General features: G+C 69.4%; 22 protein-coding genes and 1 pseudogene. 11 read left to right on the top strand and 12 right to left on the bottom strand.

The window, feature by feature from the left end; translation table 11 throughout:
• Positions 1-205: 205 nt before the first annotated feature.
• On the bottom strand, positions 206-1261 hold the full coding sequence (locus ACIHCQ_RS08400) for a BTAD domain-containing putative transcriptional regulator (protein WP_399659183.1): 1056 nt from the start codon (positions 1259-1261) through the stop codon (positions 206-208).
• A 580-nt stretch (positions 1262-1841) separates the two neighbouring features.
• On the opposite strand from ACIHCQ_RS08400, the gene ACIHCQ_RS08405 reads away from it, so the two are divergent.
• Positions 1842-2807: a methyltransferase gene (locus tag ACIHCQ_RS08405; RefSeq protein ID WP_399659042.1), complete on the top strand. Its 966-nt coding sequence runs from the start codon at positions 1842-1844 to the stop codon at positions 2805-2807.
• Positions 2808-3297: 490 nt separating this feature from the next.
• Here ACIHCQ_RS08405 and ACIHCQ_RS08410 read toward each other — a convergent pair whose 3' ends face one another.
• From ACIHCQ_RS08410 to ACIHCQ_RS08420, 3 genes are all read right to left on the bottom strand, one after another.
• Positions 3298-4209, bottom strand: a complete 912-nt coding sequence (locus ACIHCQ_RS08410) for an aromatic prenyltransferase (protein WP_399659044.1) — start codon at positions 4207-4209, stop codon at positions 3298-3300.
• 161 nt (positions 4210-4370) lie between these two features.
• Positions 4371-4580: a hypothetical protein gene (locus ACIHCQ_RS08415; protein WP_399659045.1), complete on the bottom strand. Its 210-nt coding sequence runs from the start codon at positions 4578-4580 to the stop codon at positions 4371-4373.
• 250 nt (positions 4581-4830) lie between these two features.
• A complete protein-coding gene (locus tag ACIHCQ_RS08420) occupies positions 4831-5289 on the bottom strand; it encodes an Lrp/AsnC family transcriptional regulator (protein ID WP_399659047.1) in 459 nt (152 codons plus the stop codon).
• Positions 5290-5352: 63 nt separating this feature from the next.
• Here ACIHCQ_RS08420 and ACIHCQ_RS08425 point away from each other — a divergent pair, with 63 nt between their 5' ends.
• Positions 5353-6060 carry an AzlC family ABC transporter permease gene (locus ACIHCQ_RS08425; RefSeq protein WP_399659049.1) on the top strand — a complete coding sequence of 236 codons (708 nt, stop codon included), beginning with the start codon at positions 5353-5355 and terminating at the stop codon, positions 6058-6060.
• Positions 6053-6376: an AzlD domain-containing protein gene (locus ACIHCQ_RS08430; protein ID WP_399659050.1), complete on the top strand. Its 324-nt coding sequence runs from the start codon at positions 6053-6055 to the stop codon at positions 6374-6376. The genes ACIHCQ_RS08425 and ACIHCQ_RS08430 overlap by 8 nt, the downstream gene beginning before the upstream one ends.
• 4 nt (positions 6377-6380) lie before the next feature.
• Here the strand turns inward: ACIHCQ_RS08430 and ACIHCQ_RS08435 are convergent, their stop codons facing one another.
• The gene (locus tag ACIHCQ_RS08435) at positions 6381-7445 is read right to left on the bottom strand and encodes a cobalamin-independent methionine synthase II family protein (RefSeq protein ID WP_399659051.1); all 1065 of its coding nucleotides are present in this window, start codon (positions 7443-7445) and stop codon (positions 6381-6383) included.
• A gap of 183 nt (positions 7446-7628) precedes the next feature.
• On the opposite strand from ACIHCQ_RS08435, the gene ACIHCQ_RS08440 reads away from it, so the two are divergent.
• The gene (locus ACIHCQ_RS08440) at positions 7629-8567 is read left to right on the top strand and encodes a pseudouridine synthase (RefSeq protein ID WP_399659052.1); all 939 of its coding nucleotides are present in this window, start codon (positions 7629-7631) and stop codon (positions 8565-8567) included.
• On the opposite strand, the gene ACIHCQ_RS08445 is transcribed toward ACIHCQ_RS08440, so the two are convergent.
• Positions 8552-9187: an MBL fold metallo-hydrolase gene (locus tag ACIHCQ_RS08445; RefSeq protein WP_399659053.1), complete on the bottom strand. Its 636-nt coding sequence runs from the start codon at positions 9185-9187 to the stop codon at positions 8552-8554. The genes ACIHCQ_RS08440 and ACIHCQ_RS08445 overlap by 16 nt on opposite strands.
• The gene (locus ACIHCQ_RS08450) at positions 9187-10272 is read right to left on the bottom strand and encodes an S-(hydroxymethyl)mycothiol dehydrogenase (RefSeq protein WP_399659054.1); all 1086 of its coding nucleotides are present in this window, start codon (positions 10270-10272) and stop codon (positions 9187-9189) included. The genes ACIHCQ_RS08445 and ACIHCQ_RS08450 overlap by 1 nt, the downstream gene beginning before the upstream one ends.
• Positions 10273-10405: 133 nt before the next feature.
• On the opposite strand from ACIHCQ_RS08450, the pseudogene ACIHCQ_RS08455 reads away from it, so the two are divergent.
• Positions 10406-10900 (top strand): annotated as a pseudogene (locus tag ACIHCQ_RS08455) (multicopper oxidase domain-containing protein); the annotation flags it as partial.
• Between the two features lie 51 nt (positions 10901-10951).
• Here ACIHCQ_RS08455 and ACIHCQ_RS08460 read toward each other — a convergent pair.
• Entirely contained in the window at positions 10952-11653 is a 702-nt protein-coding gene (locus ACIHCQ_RS08460) for a FadR/GntR family transcriptional regulator (RefSeq protein WP_399659055.1), read from the bottom strand.
• A 146-nt stretch (positions 11654-11799) separates the two neighbouring features.
• Here ACIHCQ_RS08460 and ACIHCQ_RS08465 point away from each other — a divergent pair, with 146 nt between their 5' ends.
• On the top strand, positions 11800-12312 hold the full coding sequence (locus ACIHCQ_RS08465) for a gluconokinase (RefSeq protein WP_399659057.1): 513 nt from the start codon (positions 11800-11802) through the stop codon (positions 12310-12312).
• A gap of 4 nt (positions 12313-12316) precedes the next feature.
• Here ACIHCQ_RS08465 and ACIHCQ_RS08470 read toward each other — a convergent pair whose 3' ends face one another.
• The 3 genes from ACIHCQ_RS08470 to ACIHCQ_RS08480 form a co-directional block, all read right to left on the bottom strand.
• Entirely contained in the window at positions 12317-13021 is a 705-nt protein-coding gene (locus tag ACIHCQ_RS08470) for a cytochrome b/b6 domain-containing protein (RefSeq protein WP_399659059.1), read from the bottom strand.
• Positions 12963-13628 (bottom strand): molybdopterin-dependent oxidoreductase, encoded by a 666-nt coding sequence (locus tag ACIHCQ_RS08475; RefSeq protein WP_399659185.1) that lies wholly within the window; start codon positions 13626-13628, stop codon positions 12963-12965. Before ACIHCQ_RS08475 ends, ACIHCQ_RS08470 begins: the two co-directional genes overlap by 59 nt.
• A 457-nt stretch (positions 13629-14085) precedes the next feature.
• Positions 14086-15741, bottom strand: coding sequence for an FAD-binding dehydrogenase (locus tag ACIHCQ_RS08480; RefSeq protein WP_399659061.1), 1656 nt, complete (start codon positions 15739-15741; stop codon positions 14086-14088).
• A gap of 112 nt (positions 15742-15853) precedes the next feature.
• On the opposite strand from ACIHCQ_RS08480, the gene ACIHCQ_RS08485 reads away from it, so the two are divergent.
• From ACIHCQ_RS08485 to ACIHCQ_RS08495, 3 genes are read left to right on the top strand one after another with little or no spacing between them, the layout of a single operon-like run.
• Positions 15854-16414 (top strand): NUDIX domain-containing protein, encoded by a 561-nt coding sequence (locus ACIHCQ_RS08485; RefSeq protein ID WP_399659062.1) that lies wholly within the window; start codon positions 15854-15856, stop codon positions 16412-16414.
• Positions 16415-16424: 10 nt separating this feature from the next.
• Positions 16425-16820: a YidH family protein gene (locus ACIHCQ_RS08490; RefSeq protein ID WP_399659064.1), complete on the top strand. Its 396-nt coding sequence runs from the start codon at positions 16425-16427 to the stop codon at positions 16818-16820.
• Positions 16821-16825: 5 nt separating this feature from the next.
• Complete coding sequence (locus tag ACIHCQ_RS08495; RefSeq protein ID WP_399659066.1) at positions 16826-17155, top strand: DUF202 domain-containing protein; 330 nt, start codon at positions 16826-16828, stop codon at positions 17153-17155.
• A 34-nt stretch (positions 17156-17189) separates the two neighbouring features.
• Here ACIHCQ_RS08495 and ACIHCQ_RS08500 read toward each other — a convergent pair whose 3' ends face one another.
• Positions 17190-18125, bottom strand: a complete 936-nt coding sequence (locus ACIHCQ_RS08500; RefSeq protein ID WP_399659067.1) for an NADP-dependent oxidoreductase — start codon at positions 18123-18125, stop codon at positions 17190-17192.
• Between the two features lie 122 nt (positions 18126-18247).
• Between ACIHCQ_RS08500 and ACIHCQ_RS08505 the strand changes: the two genes are divergently transcribed.
• The gene (locus ACIHCQ_RS08505; RefSeq protein ID WP_399659069.1) at positions 18248-18544 is read left to right on the top strand and encodes a hypothetical protein; all 297 of its coding nucleotides are present in this window, start codon (positions 18248-18250) and stop codon (positions 18542-18544) included.
• Positions 18545-18632: 88 nt separating this feature from the next.
• Entirely contained in the window at positions 18633-19547 is a 915-nt protein-coding gene (locus ACIHCQ_RS08510) for an MBL fold metallo-hydrolase (protein WP_399659071.1), read from the top strand.
• The last annotated feature ends 15 nt before the right edge of the window (positions 19548-19562 follow it).

A 19562-nucleotide genomic window follows, 5' to 3' on the forward strand; every position in this document is an offset into this window, starting at 1 on the left:
TTGAACGTCTGCACCTACAGCATTCGCCGCACGCCTTGGCCGGGACTGTGCGACTAGTTGGCGCCGGCTTGGCGGCCCCTTGTCATGAAGGGTGGCGGTCGGGCGAGGACGCCGGGGCCGCAGGCCACTTCCGCCGCTCCCGTCCCCGTCCGGAACCGACCGCCACCACCCGTGCTGTATCTGGCGGGGAGCCTGACCGGGGGTGTCAGTCCAGCGCCGGAGCCTGGTTCAGGATCTCGCGCTCAAGGTGCCGAAGCGCTGGGCTCGGGTCGATTCCCAGCTCCTCTGCCATCCGCTTCTGATTGGTCCGCAGCACCACCAGTGCGTCGGCCTGCCGCCCGGCCCGGTACAACGCCAAGCTCAACAGCTCACAGCCGTATTCGCGCAGCGGATGGGCCTGTGTGAAGGCCGCCAATTCGGCCACTGCCACCTCGTGGGCACCCACAGCTATCAGCGCCGCGCAGCGCCCCTCAACCACCGAGAGCCGCAACTCCTCCAGCCGCACCACCTCCGGCGCCACATGCGTGGCATCGGCCACCTCCGTATAGGCCTGCCCACGCCACAACGCCAGCCCCTCTTCGAACTCGCTCAGCGCCCGCTGCGGATCACGCCGATCCAGTGCCTGCCACCCGGACGTCGCGCGTTCACCGAAGCGCTGAACATCGACCTCGACAACGCGACTGTCCAGCAGGTAGCTCCGGCCGCGAGTGCGCAACACCGTCGCCGGCGTCCGTGGCGCCCGATTCGGTTCCAGCACCCTCCGCAAATTGGCTATATACGCGTGCAGCGAGGTTATCGCCGACGGCGGCGGACATCCTTTCCACAACTCCTCCAGCATCGCGTCGACCGACACCGGTTGACCAACCCGGCCGACCAACAGCGCAAGCGACGCACGCTGCTTCGGCGCTCCCAGATCTACCCGTCGGCCGGCGACCGTTGCCTCTACCGGACCCAGCACCCGGAACTCCGCCATGGGCTGTGGCGTACCCGGAATCTCCAGCGGCTGTGCCGCGGTCCATCGGCTAGGACCCGGCGGAATGCGATGTGAGGTCGCAGCAACTTGTGCGTTATTCCTGTCGCTTGTTGTATCGACACCAATATCGGAGGGCGAAGGTCTGAGGTCGAGTTCGAGAGCCTTCGCGAAATATATCTTCAATGTCTCATTTGCGCGCCGGAGCTCCCGCACTTCGTGCTCCAGTTCAGCGATGCGCCGCGCATCCCCAGTACTGCCTCCCGGCCGTTGCGCACGAACGATCTGCATCCTGCGGCTGCCGCCTGTCCCGGCGCCGACGCCGGCAACTATCGTGTCGTAGTTGGTTTCCTCGATCGTCATCTTTGAACTCCTCTGCATTTCACCGGTTTATCCAGGGCGTATCGCCTGGTGATGATCCGCTCCGGCACAGGTCTGGGCCCTGCCGCCGCCCGGCAGCCGGGCATTGTGGCCACCGGAGGCCAAGTCGACACCAAGCCGGTCGCAAGCGAGATGAGGGAAATTACGGGGCGTACACCCTGGGGTGGCAGGCGTTACAGCTGCCGCCGGCACTTCGACTGAAACAGAACACAGGAGTGCGGTAACGGCACATTGTCCAGCCCTATTGAAAAGACGAGCGGCGATCAACCGCGCCCACGATTTATGCATGGCGCACCCTGAGAGCAATGTCTTGATCGTCTCATGCGAGCTGCGCTACCAACCCGATGACGACGCCGTGCGCGACACCGGCTTAGCCGGGCGCATCGGCGCCCTATGTGAAGCGAAATTTCGCACCCCTCCTGTCGAGGACGAGTGCAAGGATCCCGGGAGGAACAGCATGAATAGCGGCCAACCAACGTCGGATCGAATCATGGGGCTCATCACTGGCTACTGGGCCACCGGCACCCTGGGCGCGGCGGCGAGCCACTCGTTGTTCACCCACCTCGAGGACGGCGCGACCTCCGCCGACCAACTGGCCGCCCGCGCCGGGATCTCGCAGCGGGGCGCGCAAACCCTCCTTGACGGTCTCGTCAGCCTCGGCTTGGTTGAGCTGCGCGACGGTCATTACCGCAACACCGCCGAAGCATCCACCTTCCTGGTGGAAGGCCGGTCCACGTGCTTGAGCGGCTTCGCCCAACTCAAGCTGGCTCACATGGAGGCCATGGCAGGCCTTCCTGATGTCGTCCGCGCCGGGGGGCCGTTGGCGGATGCGACGGTGGAGGTGGCCGACAACCCTCACTGGGAGGAGTTGGTCCAGGCCCTCGCCGCGCAGTCGGCTCCCGTGGCGGAGATCGCAGCCGACACGCTGCGGCTGGCGGATGCCGGGGAGATCTCGATCCTCGACATAGGAGGCGGATCGGGCATCTACTCGGCCGTCTGGCTCGAGCGCAACCCCGCCGCCCGCTCGACCCAGGCCGACTGGGGACCAATCAACGCGATCGCCTACCGGCTGCTCGCCGAGCGAGGGCTGGCTGACCGGTTCAGCCGTATCGACGGCGACTTCCACACCACCGACTTCGGCACCTCCGCTCACGACATCGTGGTGTACTCCCACATCGCGCACCAGGAAGGGCCGGAGGACAACGTAGCGATCTTCGCCAAGATCCGGAGCGCTCTCAAGCCCGGCGGCACACTGGTCATCTGTGACTACATCGTGGACGACGACCGCAGCGGCCCGCCCTTCCCGCTGATGTTCGCCGCGGAGATGCTGCTCAAGAGCAAGCAAGGAGGGACCTGGCGGCGCGCCGACTACCGCGCCTGGCTCGCCAAGGCGGGCTTCGACGACGTCTCGTTCCAGCCCACAGCGTCGCCGGCCGCATTGGTCTTCGCCCGGTAGCGAACTCGCGGCAGGCGACCGCCTTTGAGATGAGGGGGTGGGCTCGGCGGGCGCCTGCGCGGGAGGGTTCGCGCTGCTGCCCGCGCCTTGGCGATCAGCGGCCACAGGTCGGTGGCGAAACCCAGCCGGGCGCCGTCCGCGGCGCGCGGGTGCAGCCGGGCGACGACCTGGAGAGTGAGCAGCCGCGGCTCGATGGCCGGTAGTGCGAGCACGTCGCCGCGACGGTACGGCAGGCCGTTCGCAGCCGCGGCGTTCGCCAGTGCGCGCACTTCCCGCGTGGGCCGGGCCGGCATGTGCCCCCCCGCCGTGCCTCGGCGAGTATCTCGGCGGAGAACCGGGCGCGTACCGGGGGTGTGTCCGCGCGCGGGGCGAGGCCGGCCGCCCACTCGTACAGGGCTTGCCCGGGTCCGGTTGGTGCGGATCCACGACGTGCGCGGTCACCGCCCGATGAGCCGGGCGCGAGCGTGAAACGTGCGGGAAACCCGACGTGCTATGCGGGGTCCTTGGCGGAGTCGACCGACGACATCAGGTTCACCTTGCGAGGCCGCCAGCGATAGTACGACTGGAGTTTGTAGTATTCCTCGCCGGTCGACGTCACGGCGGCGTGGACCATCTTGGGGTCGTCAGCGCCGTACGGAACACTCCGCACGAATTGCTCGATCTTTGGGCCGAGTCGAGCGGGAAGCGCCATCGGATCCGGGGTTATGACGCTGAACGAGATCCGCTTGATCTTCGGAGAATCCCAGCTCAAGGTGGTGTAGATGCCGAACGCCTGCTCACAGAACTTCAGCATCTGCTCGCTCGGATCCGGCAGTCCGATGTCGCGGTGCATCGACAGGATGGACTTCGGCTCAAGGCATGCACCGGGCAAATCGCCGAAGTACACATTCACCGTTCTGGCGTGGTAGTCGATCCCGATCAAGCCCACTCGGTCCTCCAAGCCGTGACGGGCGAAAAAACCGGCATTCTCCTCCAGGCTACGGGGCATCGACGGGATGCCGACAAGGCTTGCCAGCTTCTGGAGGTCATCCTCCGGGAAGAACACCCAGATCTTCTTGAATCCGCCAACGACCCCGAAGTCAATGCCATAACTGTCGATGGGGCATCGTTCCTGGATGTCCGAGAGCAGGGCGCCGACGGGATGGCCGGTCTCCGTGATGAGGCCCTCCGACAGCGCGCGGGAGTATGGATCGATATCCTTGGGAAGCGAGATGCGGCAGTCGAACTCTTTTTCATGGCGCGCGTCAGTGGCCACTCTGAATGCGATCATGGCCCTCGGGACCGCATCCCCGTACGCGGTCAGGATGGGCCAGACCCTGGCCCGCGAGCAGGCTATGTCCAGCAGCCCAGCTGATTCCTCAATGGCCGAGTAAAGACTTGCCAACTCAGCATTTTCCGACATTCTTCCTCCAAGCGTAGATCTTGCCGTCCGTTTGAATCAGGAGCGGGCTGGAACAAGGCGTCTCGAAGCCGGCCTTGGCGAGCCGGGCCTGACAGTCGGCCCGTCGGCCCGTCACCACGTCCCAGGCCGTGCACTCTTGAGCAGCATTTCCGAGGCGCGGATCAGCGGGAAGGGCGGGCCGCGGGGTTGCGCTCCAGCCAGCTGGCCGAGTGGATACCCGAGCCACCGCCCACGTCGAGGATCGACGTAACCCATCGGCGGCGGCCGGGCGAAGCTGCTGAGGCCGGCCTGTCCAGCTCATCCTCGGGCAGGGCCCGGCGGTGGATGTGGCCCAGGCAGAAGAGGTTCATCTGGCGCGTGATCACCGTCATGGAATCTGGCCATCACGGCGTCACCCGGGCTGGGAAATCCACGGCCCGTCACCACGCGCAACCGCAGCGGACGATGCCGCTGCGGTATGAATGTCGCCGACATTGAGCCAAGTTGGCAAAAGGCGAACTCCGGGACGACAAGTATATATCTAGGTTCTTCGCCGCCTGATTGTCAAGACCCCGGCGTCGTCAACCCGACTGATCGCCGACACCGACGACACCGCTCCGGCCAAGGCCCTCGATGCGGCCCTCAGTCGGTGACCTTGATCTTTTTCATCGTGGGCTGGGAGATCACGCGTGCGACGCCGGGGATGCCGATGATCTTGCTGGTCTGGAAGGTCTCGTACGCGGCGTAGTCGGCGACCAGGACACGCAGGTGGTAATCGGGAGTGCCGAACAGGCGGCGGAGCTCGATGACTTCCTCGTAGGCGGCGATGGTGGTCTCCAGCCCTTCCAGGGTCTTGAGGTCGCTCACGGAGACCTCGATGGAGACCATGACCTCCAGTCCCAGCCCGGCCGCCGCGGGATTGATGCGGGCCCGGTAGCCGGTGATGACCCCGGAGTCCTCCAGCCGCTTCACCCGCCGCAGGCACGGAGGAGGCGTCAGGCCGACCCGTCTGGCCAGCTCGACATTGGTCAGCCGACCGTCCTGCTGGAGATGAAACAAGATGTCGCGATCTACCTGATCCAGTGCCCGTTCATTGCCCATACCGCGATTCTAGGGTCATATTTCGAAACCATATAAGGAGGAATTCTTCCTAGAATTGCCCCTATGGCAACCCCTCTGGCCGAAAGGCTGCGGTCCGACATGACGCGGGCGCTGAAGGACTCCGGGTCGGTCGGGCTCGGCGCCTTCCCGATGGGCGCCGCCTTCGGCGTCCTGGTCGTCCACTCCGGACTGGACTGGTGGTGGGCGAGCGTCTTCTCCAGCCTCATCTACGCCGGGTCACTGGAGTTCCTCTTCCTCGGCCTCGTCCTGGCCACCGCGCCCCTCGCCCAGATCGCCCTGACCTCGTTCCTGGTGAACTTCCGGCACGTGTTCTACGCGCTGTCCTTCCCCCTGCACCAGGTCAAGGGCCGGGCAGCGAAGACGTACAGCACCTTCGCGCTCTCCGACGAGGCGTACGCGGTCACCACAGGACCGGCGGCGCAGTCCTTCTCCGGCCGCCGCATCCTGTGGCTACAGGTGTTCATCCACCTCTACTGGGCGGGCGGCGCGACAACCGGCGCTCTGCTCGGCTCGGTCGTCCCCGCCCGGATCACCGGTCTGGACTTCGCCGTGACCGCGCTGTTCACAGTCCTGGCCATCGACGCCGTCCGGGCGCGCCGCGACATCCCCACCGCCGTCCTCGCCCTCGGCTGCGCGCTGCTCGCGCGCTTCGTCTTCCCCGGCCAACTGCTGTTGGCCGCCTTCCTGATGTTCACCACCGGCCTGATGACGCGCTACGTCGCCACACGGAAGAGAACCGCCCATGCCTGACACCGGCTATCTGCTCACCGCGGTCGCCACCGCCGTCGCGGTCACCTGGGCCCTGCGCGCCCTGCCCCTCGCCGCGCTCGCGCCGCTGCGCTCCAGCCCGCTGATCGCCTGTCTCAACGCGTCGATGCCGGTCGGCGTGATGGTCATCCTCACCGTCTACACGCTGCGCGCCTTCAGCCCGTACGTCCCCGAAACGGCATGGCCGACCGTCCTGGCTCTCGCCTTCACCGTGGCCCTGCACCTGTGGCGGCGCAACGTGACGCTGTCCATCCTCAGCGGCACGGCGGTCAACGTCGCCCTCGCCGGCGCCCTCTGAACGTTCAGAGACCGAGGGCCTGGGAGGCCAGGGCGGTTCCCCGTACCCGTGCGTCGATCTTGGCGAAGGCGAGGTCGCGCGAGGTGGAGGTGTCGTCGGCGAAGGGCGAGAATCCGCAGTCGTCGCAGGTGCCCAGCTGGTCGACCGGGATGTACCTGGCCGCGAGCAGTACCCGGTCGCGTACCTCCTCCGGCGTCTCGACGGTGGAGGAGATCGGGTCGGTCACGCCGATGAACACCCGGATGCCCGGACGCAGTTGGCCAGCGATGATACGGAGCACCTGCTCGGGCTCGGTCTCGCTGGCCAGCTGGACGTAGAAGTTTCCGACCTTCAGCTGGAAGAGCTTGGGCAGCAGACCGGCGTAGTCGACGTCGAGGCTGTGGGTGGAGTCGTGGTCCCCTCCGGGGCAGGTGTGCACTCCGAGGCGATCCCGTTCCGCCTCGCCGAACCGGCCGAGCACTTCATTGTTGAGGGCGATGAAGTCGTCGAGCAGGCCCCCGGCCGGGTCCAGCTTGAGAGACAGCCGCCCTTCGGTGAAGTCCAGCTGCACACGGTGGGCGCCCGCCTCCAGACAGCCGCGGATGTCGGCCTCGGCCTCGTCCGCGAGCTCGCGCAGGAAGGCTTCGCGGGGGTAGCCGTCGATGGGTTCGCCCGGGTAGAGCAGGCTGAGGGCGGACGGCGCGATGACCGCCTGCTTGACCGGCCGGTCGGTGTGGCGCCGGGCAGTGCGCAGGTAGGTTTCCGCACGGACCTGGTAGCGGAACGGCCCCGAGGTCAGCCGGGGCAGCTGCCGGGTGTGGCCGTCGGCGAACGGGATGACGGCGCCGTGCGGGTCGAGGGTGGCAAGCCCCGTGACGGGGTAGGTGGCGAAGCTGGGCTTGGCCTGTTCCCCGTCCACCAGGACGGGACAGCCCAGCTGTTCCAGCCTGGCCAGTGTGTCGGCCGTGGCCTGCTCCTGAAGGGTCGTCACCTCGACATCGGTCAGCCGTCCCTCGGCGTGTTCGGCGAGGGCGGTCTGCAGGGCGGGCGGCCGGGGGATGCTGCCGATCGGCTCGGTGGGGATGCTCATGAACCGGACCCTAGAAGGACCTGGCGGCGGCACAGCCCCGGGCCAGGACAGCAGGACGCGGGTGGCATTTCCGACCAGCGCAAACGCTGGTGGAGGTTCACCGAATCGGTGTGCGGGAGCACGAGCGTCGAGTTGACCGGGCGGGAGCGGCCCCGTGCCCTGCTGTGCCATACAGTCACGCCGGTGAGACGCAGACAGAAGACCCCGCCCGCGCCGCTCCCCCAGCGCGACGGAATCGACCCGGTGCGGCTGCGGCTGCCCGTCGATCCGGACGGAGTCTGGGCCACGGTGCGCGATCATCTCGTCTCGCGGTACGGCCATGCCATCGGCGCCGGGGCCGTCGACGCGATGTTCCGGGAGGGGCGCGTCGCCTCCTTGGAGGGGCCCGTGGACGCCGACGAGCCGTACACCGCGGGGCGCCATCTCTGGTTCCACCGGGACTTCGCGCCCGAGGAGCGCGTGCCCTTCGAGGTCGGGATCGTCCACCGGGACGAGCGGCTGGTGATCGCCGACAAGCCGCACTTCCTCGCCACCACCCCGCGCGGCCGGCACATCACCGAGACCGCGCTCGCCCGGCTGCGCCGCGAGCTGGCGCTGCCGGAGTTGCAGCCCGCGCACCGGCTGGACCGGCTGACGGCGGGGCTCGTGCTCTTCGTCGTACGGCCCGGGGACCGCGGCGCGTACCAGTCGCTGTTCCGGGACCGGCTGGTACGCAAGGAGTACGAGGCGGTGGCCCCGTACGACCCGGCGGTGGCGCTGCCCCGGACCGTACGCAGCCGGATCGTGAAGGAGCGCGGGGTGCCCGCCGCCCGTGAGGAGCCGGGGGAGCCGAACAGCGAGAGCAGGATCGAGCTGCTGGAGCACCGCGGCGGCCTGGGGCGGTACCGGCTGATGCCGACCACCGGGCGTACTCATCAGCTGCGGGTCCATATGAGCGGGCTGGGTCTGCCGATCCTGGACGACCCGCTCTATCCCGTCGTCCAGGCTGAAAGAGCTGAAGGGGCCGACGACTACTCGCGGCCCCTTCAGCTCCTCGCGAAGGTGTTGCGGTTCACCGATCCGGTGACAGGGGTGGCGTACCGCTTCGAGAGCCGGCTGCGGCTGGCTCAGTGGCCCCGCTGAATCCACTCCTCCAGGTGCGGCGACTCCTCGCCGATCGCGCTCGCGTCACCGTGTCCCGTACGGACGACCGTCTGCGGCGGCAGCGTGAGCAGCCGGCCCCGGATCGAGTCGATGATCGTCGGGAAGTGTGAGAAGGACCGGCCGGTGGCCCCCGGGCCGCCCCGGAACAGGGTGTCCCCGGTGAAGACCGTGGCCAGCTCGGGCGCGTAGAGGCAGACCGCGCCGGGCGCGTGCCCGGGGGTGTGCAGCACGCGCAGCCGGGTCCCGGCCACGGTCAGTTCCTGGCCGTCGGACAGTTCGCCGTCCGGGGCACGGTCGGGGTGGGTCTGCTTCCACAACGGCAGGTCGTCGGGGTGGAGCAGGATGGGCGCGCCCGTGGCGGCGGCGAGCTCCGGGGCGGCGTCGATGTGGTCGTTGTGGGCGTGGGTGCAGACGATCGCGCGCAGCGTACGGCCGCCGAGCGCGGCAAGGATCGCGGCGGCGTCATGGGCCGCGTCGATGACGATCGCCTCGCTGTCGTCGCCGACGATCCAGACGTTGTTGTCGACGTCCCAGGTCCCGCCGTCGAGCGAGAAGGTGCCGGAGGTGACGAGGTGGTCGATGCGGGCGGCGGCGGTCATCACAGCACCACCACCGAACGCAGTACGTCGCCCTCGTGCATCCGGGCGAAGGCCTTCTCGATGTCGCCGAGTCCGATGGTCTCGGTGACGAACGAGGCGAGGTCGATACGGCCCTGCTGGTGCAGGTCGATGAGCATGGGGAAGTCGCGGGACGGCAGGCAGTCCCCGTACCAGGAGGACTTGAGCGCGCCGCCGCGGCCGAAGACGTCCAGGAGCGGCAGTTCCAGCCGCATGTCGGGCGTCGGCACGCCGACGAGGACGACCGTCCCGGCCAGGTCGCGGGCGTAGAAGGCCTGTTTGTACGTCTCCGGGCGGCCGACCGCCTCGATGACGACGTCCGCGCCGAAGCCGCCGGTGAGCTCCCGGATCGCCTCGACGGGGTCGGTGGAGCGGGAGTTGACGGTGTGCGTCGCCCCCATCGTCGTCGCCGTCCGCAGCTTGCGGTCGTCGATGTCGACGGCGATGATCTTCGCCGCGCCCGCAAGACGCGCGCCGACGATCGCCGCGTCGCCCACGCCGCCGCAGCCGATGACGGCGACGGAGTCGCCGCGCCCGACCTGTCCGGTGTTGATGGCGGCGCCGATGCCCGCCATGACGCCGCAGCCCAGCAGGCCCGCGACGGCCGGGGAGACGGCAGGGTCGACCTTCGTGCACTGACCGGCCGCGACCAGGGTCTTCTCGGCGAAAGCGCCGATGCCGAGCGCCGGGGAGAGCTCGGTTCCGTCGGTCAGGGTCATCTTCTGGCGGGCGTTGTGGGTGTCGAAGCAGTACTGGGGTCGCCCACGCCGACAGGCGCGGCAGCGTCCGCAGACGGCACGCCAGTTCAGTACGACGAAGTCCCCGGGCACAACCTCGGTGACCCCCGCGCCGACCGACTCGACCACGCCCGCGGCCTCATGGCCGAGAAGGAACGGGAAGTCGTCGTTGATCCCGCCCTGCTTGTAGTGGAGATCGGTGTGGCAGACGCCGCACGCCTGCACCCTCACCACGGCCTCACCGGGCCCCGGGTCGGGGATGATGATCGTCTCAACCCTGACCTGCTTGTTCTTGCCGGGCGCGACCACGCCTTGCACCTGCTGCGACATCGAGAACCTGCCCTTCTTCGCACCTGAAGTGACACCACTATGTACCGTCACGGCGGCGCGCGCCGCCATGGCCGGTTTGCCGTGCCGATCAACGGACGTACGGGGTTTTCCGGCCAGATCACCCCGGAACTCCCTCTCCGGGTCCTTCTGGCGCTACGACCACGACCACATCGGCCACGGGCACCGGCTGATCGTGCTGACGTCACCCGGGACGGTCGGGGGCGGCGGCCACCCGGAGATCTGGGAGATGGCGGAGCTCAAGGGCGTTGACGTCCAGGTGCCGACGGAGGGCGTGATCCAGCTCCGTGGCCCGGACGGCAAGCTGCAGACCTACCGGCGTACGTCGCGCACCTTCAACGACGGGCTGGGCATCACCGTCGGCGAGGGCGACTACGAGGTGTGGTCCTTCCTGAGCCTGGGCGGTCCGACCCATCCGATGCACATCCACTTGGCGGACTTCCAGGTGGTGGCACGGGAGGCGTACCAGGTCGGCGGCTTCGACCCGGCGCTCGGCGGCACCCGTACGCCGGTGTCGTACGACCCGAACAGGAAGATCCCCCTCCCGCCGAACGAGCAGGGCTGGAAGAAGTTCGACCACGGAACGGGCCACGGCCCGCACCACGCTTAAGCGAACGTAGGGGCTCCCGCTCCCGCGGGGGCCCTACGTTCGCGGGTCTGCTCAGGGCGCCAGTACGTCCAGCTCGGCGAGCGCGCCGACCGCGATCTCGCGGGTGATCCTCTCCGCCCGGTCCGCGTCGCCCTCGCGGACCGCCTCGGCCACCTGGACGTGCAGGGTCACGGCCGCCGGATCGGGGTCGTCGAACATCACCTGGTGGTGCGTACGGCCCGCGAGGATCTCGGCGACCACATCGCCGAGCCGCGCGAACATCTCGTTGCCGGACGCGTCGAGCACCACACGGTGGAAAGCGATGTCGTGTTCCAGGTACCGCTCCAGCTGGTGACCGCGCGAGGAGGCGACCATTCCGAGAGCGCACTCGGTGAGGGCGGCGCACTGCTCGGCGGTGGCGTTCTTGGCGGCCAGGCCCGCGGCGACCGGTTCGACGGCCGAGCGCAGCACGGTCAGTGAGCGCAGCTGGCGCGGGCGGTCGGCGCCGGCCAGCCGCCAGCGGATGACCCGCGGGTCATAGACGTTCCACTCCTCGGTGGGGCGCACGGTGACGCCGACCCGGCGCCGGGACTCCACCAGGTGCATCGACTCCAGGACGCGGACCACTTCTCGTACGACGGTCCGCGAGACGTCGAAGCGCCGCGCCACCTCGTCGGTACGCACCACGCTGCCCTGCGGGTACGCGCCGGCGGTGATCGCGAGGCCGAGGGCGTCCAGCACTTGCGTATGGAGCCCCTGGCCCTCTGTGGTCATGGGCTAAGCGTACGGTGCCGCTCCAGGGAACGAAAAGTATGACGTTTATGGCGACAGCTCTTGAATATGTCGTATCTAATGGGTTTCAGTAGCGCGACGGACCGATGTCGGCGAAGACGCCGACACCGAAGACAGCGAGGCATCTCATGAGCACCCCCCACGTCGTTGTGGTGATGGGCGTCGCAGGGACCGGCAAGACCACGATCGGTCCCCTGCTCGCCGCCGCACTGGGCGTCCCGTACGCCGAGGGCGACGATTTCCATCCCCCGGCGAACATCGCCAAGATGTCGGCCGGCACTCCCCTGGACGACGCCGACCGCCTGCCCTGGCTGGACGCGATCGGGCGGTGGGCGCACAGCCGGGCGGAACTGGGCGGAGTGGTCTCCAGTTCCGCGCTCAAGCGGAGCTACCGCGACCGCCTGCGCGCCGCCGCGCCCGATGCCGTCTTTCTGCATCTCACCGGCGACCGGGCGCTCATCGAGCAGCGGATGGCCGAGCGCAAGGGCCACTTCATGCCGACCGCGCTGCTGGACTCGCAGTTCGCGACGTTGCAGCCGCTGGGGGACGACGAGGCGGGGGTCGCCGTCGATGTGTCCGGAACGCCCGAAGAGATCACCGAACGAGCCGTCGCCGCGCTGCGCCGACTTGAGCGCTCCTGAGAGCTCAGTCCTTCGGCTCCTTAGGCTCCTTCAGCTCCTTAGGCTCCTTCGGCTCCTTCAGCCAGAGCGGGTGCTCCCGCTCCGCCCACGGGCGCTCGACCGATCCGGTGCGCATGCCCCTGCGTGCCTCCGGGTCGGCGAGCGCCATTCCTATGTGCCCGGCCAGCACGATGCCGACGGCGAGCGACAGCCAGTCGTGGACGAAGGTCGCGCTGGTCCGCCACACCAGGGGGGTGAGGTGGGTGAACCACATCATCAGCCCGGTCCCCAGCATCACCAGCACCGCGCCCGCGATCCAGCCCGAGTGAACCTTCTGCCCGGCGTTGAACTTGCCCGCGGGCCGCGACTCGGGCCGCCGATCGCGCCGCCGGGCCGCGCGCAGCCACGTCCGGTCGTGCGGCCCGAAGCGGTTCAGCAGGCGCAGATCGGCCCGGAAGGCGCGCGAGGCGAGCCCGAGGAGGAACGGCGCCGGTATCAGCAGCCCCGACCACTCGTGGAGGGTGACGACGAGATAGCGGCGGCCGACGAGTTCGGCGAACTGCGGTACGTAGAGCGCCGCGGCGGTCGCCACGCACAGCAGCGTGAGCGCGGCGGTGGAACGGTGCACCCAGCGCTCGCCGCGGCTGAACCGGCTTACGCGGGCAGGTGGTTCAGACCGTGGGTGTGTCGCTGCGGCCGTTGGACCGGCCGACCCATGCGTCGATGTCATATCCCCGCTCCTCCCAGTAGCCGGGCTGGACGTCGGAGGTGACGGAAATCCCGGAGAGCCATTTCGCCGATTTGTAGAAGTACATCGGCGCGGCATAGAGCCGCACCGGCCCACCGTGGGAGTGGCTGACCGGCTTGTCCTGCATCCGCAGGGCGACCAGCATGTCGTCACGGCGCGCCTGCTGGAGGGTGAGGCTCTCGGTGTACGTGCCGTCGAAGCAGGTGAAGCGGATGGCCTTGGCTCCGGGGCGTACGCCTGCGGCGTCCAGCAGCAGCGACAGCTTGACCCCCTCGAAGGGGGTGTCGGGGACCCGCCAGCCGGTGACGCACTGGACATCTCGCACGATGCGGGTCTGCGGCAGCTTGCGCAGGGCGTCGAGGGTGTACGTGGCCGGGCGGTCGACCAGTCCGTCGACGGTCAGGCGGTAGTTCTGCGCGTTCTTGTGCGGTACGGAGGAGGTGACCGAGTAGTACCGGAAGCCGCCCCCGTTGGGGAGGAGCCCGGTCAGACCGGTGGGGTCGTTGTCCGAGGCGGCGCCAAGGAAGGATTCGAGCCCGCGCTGAAGGGCCGGCGCGGCAACGAGCCCGGCGGCGCCGAGCCCGAGCATGGAGAGAACAAGGCGGCGGCCGATGGGGGCGCCGGTGCCGTCCGTGTCGGGGTGGGGTGGAGTCACGGTCCGATTCGAACACTTGGCGGTGCGGGATGCCAGTGGGAGGGGGTGGGCGTCAGAATTCCGTCACACCTGCGTGCGGGTCCTTGTCAGGGGCGCGGCCTCGGGCCCTTGTCGGGGCGCTGCCTCCGAATCCCGCTCCTCAATCGCCGGAGGGGCTTGATCTGTCGGGCCCTTGTCGGGGGGCGCTGCCCCCCCGAACCCGCCCCCTACGCCCTGGCGAGCGTGGGGGGACCCCCAGCTCCTCAATCGCCGGAGGGGCTGGTTTTTGCCGGCGGGGCTGGAGAATCCAGCCCGTCCGGCGTTTGAGGACACCGCCCGAAGGGCGGTACGGGTCTGGGGCGGAGCCCCAGTTCGGGAAGAGGCGGGGTGGGGAACAGGCCCCGCGCAGCGGCTACCCCACCGCTCGGGCCGCCGCTCTCCCCGCCGCTCTCCCCGAGAACACGCACCCCCCGAGAAACGTTCCCTCCAGCGACCTGTACCCATGCACCCCTCCGCCCCCGAACCCCGCCGCCTCCCCCGCCGCGTACAGACCCCCCAACGGCTCCCCGTCCGCCCCCAGGACCCGCGACGAAAGATCCGTCTCCAGCCCGCCCAGCGACTTGCGCGTGAGAATGTTCAGCCGTACCGCGATGAGCGGACCCGCTTTCGGGTCGAGGATGCGGTGCGGCGTCGCGGTACGGATCAGCTTGTCGCCCAAGTACTTGCGCGCGCCGCGGACCGCCGTGACCTGGAGGTCCTTCGTGAACGGGTTCGCGATCTCCCGGTCCCGCGCGGTGATCTCGCGCCGGAGTTCCGCCTCGTCGATCAGCGGCTCCTTCGTGAGCGCGTTCATGCCCCGCACCAGCGCGCTCAGATCGTTCTCCACCACAAAATCCACGCCGTTGTCCATGAACGCCTTCACCGGCCCCGGCACGTCCGCCCGCGCGCGCCCGATCACGTCGCGGATCGACTTGCCCGTCAGATCCGGGTTCTGCTCGGAGCCGGACAGCGCGAACTCCTTGCCGATGATCTTCTGGTCGAGCACGAACCACGTGTAGTCGTAGCCGGAGTGCATGATGTGTTCGAGCGTGCCGAGCGTGTCGAAGCCGGGGAAGAGCGGGACGGGCAGCCGCTTGCCCCGCGCGTCCAGCCAGAGCGAGGACGGCCCAGGCAGGATGCGGATGCCGTGCCTCGCCCAGATCGGGTTCCAGTTCTCGATGCCCTCGGTGTAGTGCCACATCCGGTCGCGGTTGATATGGCTCGCGCCCGCCGCCTCCGCGATGCCGAGCATCAGCCCGTCGACGTGCGCGGGAACCCCGGAAAGCATCTTCTCCGGCGGGGTGCCGAGCCGCTCGGGCCACTGTGCCCGTACGAGGTCGTGGTTGCCCCCGATGCCGCCCGAGGTGACGATCACCGCCTGCGCCCGGAACTCGAAGGCCCCGGCCACCTCGCGGCTGCTGGCGGTGCCGCGCTCGGCGCCGGACGGTTCGAGTATCTCGCCGTTCACCGTGTCCAGCGCGCCCGCGCTGCCGGTCAGGCCGGTGACCCGGTGCCGGAACTTCAGCTGGACCAGGCCGCGTGCGACGCCTTCCCGCACCCGCCGTTCGAAGGGCGCGACAACCCCGGGCCCCGTCCCCCAGGTGATGTGGAAGCGCGGTACGGAGTTGCCGTGGCCCCTCGCGTCGTAACCGCCGCGCTCGGCCCAGCCCACCACCGGGAAGAACCGCATCCCCTGCGCGTGCAGCCAGGCCCGCTTCTCGCCGGACGCGAAGTCGACGTACGCCTCGGCCCACTCGCGCGGCCGGCGGTCCTCCTCCCGGTCGAAGCCCGCCGTGCCGAACCAGTCCTGGAGGGCCAGTTCCCGGCTGTCCTTGATCCGCATCCGGCGCTGTTCGGGCGAGTCGACGAAGAACAGCCCGCCGAAGGACCAGTGCGCCTGCCCGCCGATCGACTGCTCGGGCTCCTGGTCGAGCAGGATGACCTTGCGCCCGGCGTCCACCAGCTCAGCCGTGGCCACGAGGCCCGCGAGCCCCGCCCCGATCACGATCACGTCAGCGTCGTACGCCATGGGTTCCATCCTCGGTCGGGGAGCGGGCCGGACTGCGATGGATCCGATCTTCGGTACGCACCAGTAACTAGTCAACAGTTACGGCCATCACGACCGCTGCTTGGATGGAGGCATGACTGCCACTGACGAAATCCTGGACATCGTGGACGAGAACGACGAGGTCACCGGCCAGGCCCCGCGCGGCGAGGCGTATGTGCGCGGACTGCGCCACCGCTGCGCGTTCATTCTCGTCAGGGACGCGCAGGACCGGATCTTCGTGCACCGCAGGACCCCGACGAAACTGGTCTTCCCCTCGCTGTACGACATGTTCGTGGGCGGCGTCGTCGGCGCGGGCGAGACCTACGAAGCGGCGGCGCTGCGTGAGGCCGAGGAGGAGCTGGGGGTGAGTGGACTCCCCCGGCCCGAGCCGCTGTTCAAGTTCCTGTATGAGAACGGTCCGCGCAGCTGGTGGTCGTACGTCTACCAGGTGCGGTGCGAGCTGCCGGTGAACCCGCAGGCGGAGGAGGTCGCCTGGTACGACTTCCTGCCCCTGGCGGAGCTGGAGCGGCGCCTCACGAAGAGCGAAGGCGAGGGCGAGTGGGCGTGGACGCCGGACGGACTGGAGGCGTGGCGGCGGCTGCGGGAGCTGCGGGAGCTGCGGGACTCGGGCATTCCCGACAGTGCCCGCGGGTAGGGTGCGGCGCGTGAGCGACTTCGTGCACAGCCTGCGGCTATGGTTCGCGCCCCAGCGCATACAGGAGGAGGGCGAGACCCCCGATTACCGCTTCTCGCTCGCCAACGAGCGGACCTTCCTCGCCTGGCTCCGCACGGCGCTCGCGCTCATCGGCGGCGGCTTCGCGGTCGCTCAGTTCCTGCCCGATCTGCCGTGGGGCGTACGCGCCGGAATGGCGCTCGGCCTGCTCGGCGCCGGTGTGCTGTGCGCGCTGCGCGCCGTCAACCACTGGGTGCGGTGCGAGCGGGCGATGCGGCGCGGCGCGGATCTGCCCGTCTCCCGGTTCCCTACGCTGCTGAGCCTCGCGGTCGCCGTCGTCGCCGCGGTCATGGTGGTGGTCGTGCTCTTCGGCTGGGAAGGCAGGTAAGGCGCGTGACGACGCCCGCCGTTGCCCAGGAGCGCGATCCGGGTCTCCAGCCCGAGCGGACCCGGCTGGCCTGGCGCAGGACGACGCTCGCGTTCGCCGTGGCGGCTGTGCTGGCGGCCCGGGAGGCGGCAGGCGGGGGCCTGGGCCCGGCCGGGCTCGTCGCGGTGGCGTGCTCCGCGCTCGTGTGGCTGGTGTTTCTACGGGTCGCCCACCACCGGGTGCGGGCCCTGAGCGCGGGATCCGGGCCGCCCGCGGTGATGTCTCTGCCGGCCGCGCTGGCGGCCACGGCCTGCACGATCGCGCTGGCCGGGTTCGGCGTCGCCGTGGTGGTCTGACCGTGGTGATCTGACCGTGGTGTTCTGAGGCAGGTCAGGCTCCCCAGTCGACGGTGACAACGATCTTGCCGCGCGCGTGGCCCTCCGCGCTGAGCGCATGCGCCTCCGCCGTCTGCTCCAGCGGGAAGGTCCGTTCCACGTGGACGGAGATCACCCCTTGGTCGGCGAGGTCGCCCAGAGTCGCGAGATCGGCCGCGTCCGGTCGTACGAACCAATAGCGGCCACCGAAGTCCACGACCTCGCCCGCCACGATCGAGGCGAGACGCCCCTGGGGCGCGAGCACCTCGGCCGAGACCCTGAGCGCGTCGCCGCCGACCGTGTCGAAGACCGCGTGGACGCCGTCGGGCGCCAGGGTGCGCACCCGGTCGGCAAGCCCGTCCCCGTACGCGACCGGCTCCGCCCCCAGCTCCCGCAGATGGTCGTGGTTGCGCTCGCTCGCCGTGCCGATGACGCGCGCGCCCGCGTGGACGGCGAGCTGTACGGCGAGGGAGCCGACACCGCCCGCGGCGGCGTGGACCAGGACGGTGTCGCCGTCGCGCACCTCCAGTGCCCGGTGCAGCACCTGGTACGCGGTCAGGCCGGCCAGCGGCAGGCCCGCGGCCTCCTCGAAGCTCATGCTCAGCGGCTTGCGGGCCAGGGTGCGCACGGGAGCGGCGACGTACTCGGCGAAGGTGCCGCGGCAGAGGAAGTCCTCCCGTACGTATCCCATGACCTCGTCGCCGACGCCGAACTCGGGGACGGCCATGCCGGGCTGGACCACCACGCCCGAGACGTCCCAGCCGGGGACCACCGGGAAGACCGCGTCCGCGATGGAGTCGAGATAGCCCTCGCGAGCCTTCCAGTCGACCGGGTTCACGGCCGCCGCGCGCACCTTGACCAGGACGCTGTCGGGGCCGACCTTGGGCTCGGGGCGCTCCCCGTACTCCAGAACCTCCGTGCCGCCGTAGCGGCCGTAGCTGATCGCCTTCATGATCCGACCCTCGGGTGTGGTCCGCGCTCGCGCAAGCCGGGGCGGCCACCGGACCCCCGGCCCGGTCAAGGGCTAGCCTGGACGGTGACAGAACACCGCAAAGTACAGCAAGGATGAGCGTCATGACCGTCCTGCACCAAGAGCACTCCGCGCACGAGCACGTCCATGGCCCGGCCTGTGGTCATATCGAGGTACCGCACGGTGACCACGTCGACTACGCGCACGACGGGCACCTCCACCGGTCGCATTCCGGTCACTGGGACGAATGCGAGCCCGGCGAGCACGTCTCGCACAGCGGGCATGCGCACGAGCACGGCGACGGCTGCGGACACCCGGCCGTGGTGCACGGCGACCATGTCGACTATGTGCACGACGGCCACCGGCACGCCGTGCACGACGGCCACTGGGACGACCACTGATCTCCTGGACAACCCGCCACTTCCCCCGGGTCAGGCCCGACTGACAGTCTCATTCCGACCAGTTCGCACCTGACCCGGGGGTTTTCAGTTGTCCGCCACGGAGCCGTACACCGTCCAGCTCGCGCCCGAAGTCCACGCCTACGTCCAGCCGGACGGCGGCTGGTGCCTGAGCAACGCGGGGTTCGTCAGCGACGGGGAGTCGACCCTGCTCGTGGACACCGCCGCGACCGAACGGCGCGCGCGTGCGCTCCGCGAGGCCCTGCTGACCAGCGGCGTTCCGCTGCCTCGCACCATCGTCAATACGCACCACCACGGCGACCACACGTACGGCAACGGCGTCTTCATGCCGGAGGCCGTGGTCATCGGACACGACGCCTGCCGCAGTGAGGTGGTGGCGGCCGGGCATCAGCTGCATCTGATCTGGCCGGGGACCGACTTCGGCGACATCAGGATCACCGCCCCCACGGTGACATACAGCGACCGGATGACGGTCCACGTCGGAGACATCGAGGTACGGCTCATCCACCCCGGCGGCGCCGCGCACACCCCCGGTGACACGATCGTGCACCTGCCGGGGCAGGGCATCGTCTTCACCGGGGACCTGGTCTTCCAGGGCGGCACCCCCTTCATTCCGATGGGCTCGCTGACCGGGTCCCTGCGGGCGCTGGAGCTGCTGCGCTCGCTCGACGCGCCGACGGTGGTGCCGGGCCACGGCCCGGTCACCGATCCGTCCGCGTACGACGCGACCGAGCGGTATCTGCGGTACGTCGCCGACGTGGCCGAGGAGGGGTACGCCAAGGGGCGCACTCCGCTGGAGACGGCGCGCGCGGCGGACCTCGGGGTCTTCGCAGAACTGCGGGAGAGCGAGCGGCTGGTGGCGAATGTGCACCGGGCGTACGCGGAGCTGGCGGGGCAGCCGGGCGGGTCGCCGCTGGATGCGGTCGCGGTGTTCGCGGACATGGCGGCGATGAATGGTGGCGTGCCGGTGGCCTGCCACGCCTGAGCTCGGCCCCGGCTG

This window comes from Streptomyces sp. NPDC052236 (genome assembly GCF_044548015.1).
Lineage (GTDB): Bacteria > Actinomycetota > Actinomycetes > Streptomycetales > Streptomycetaceae > Streptomyces.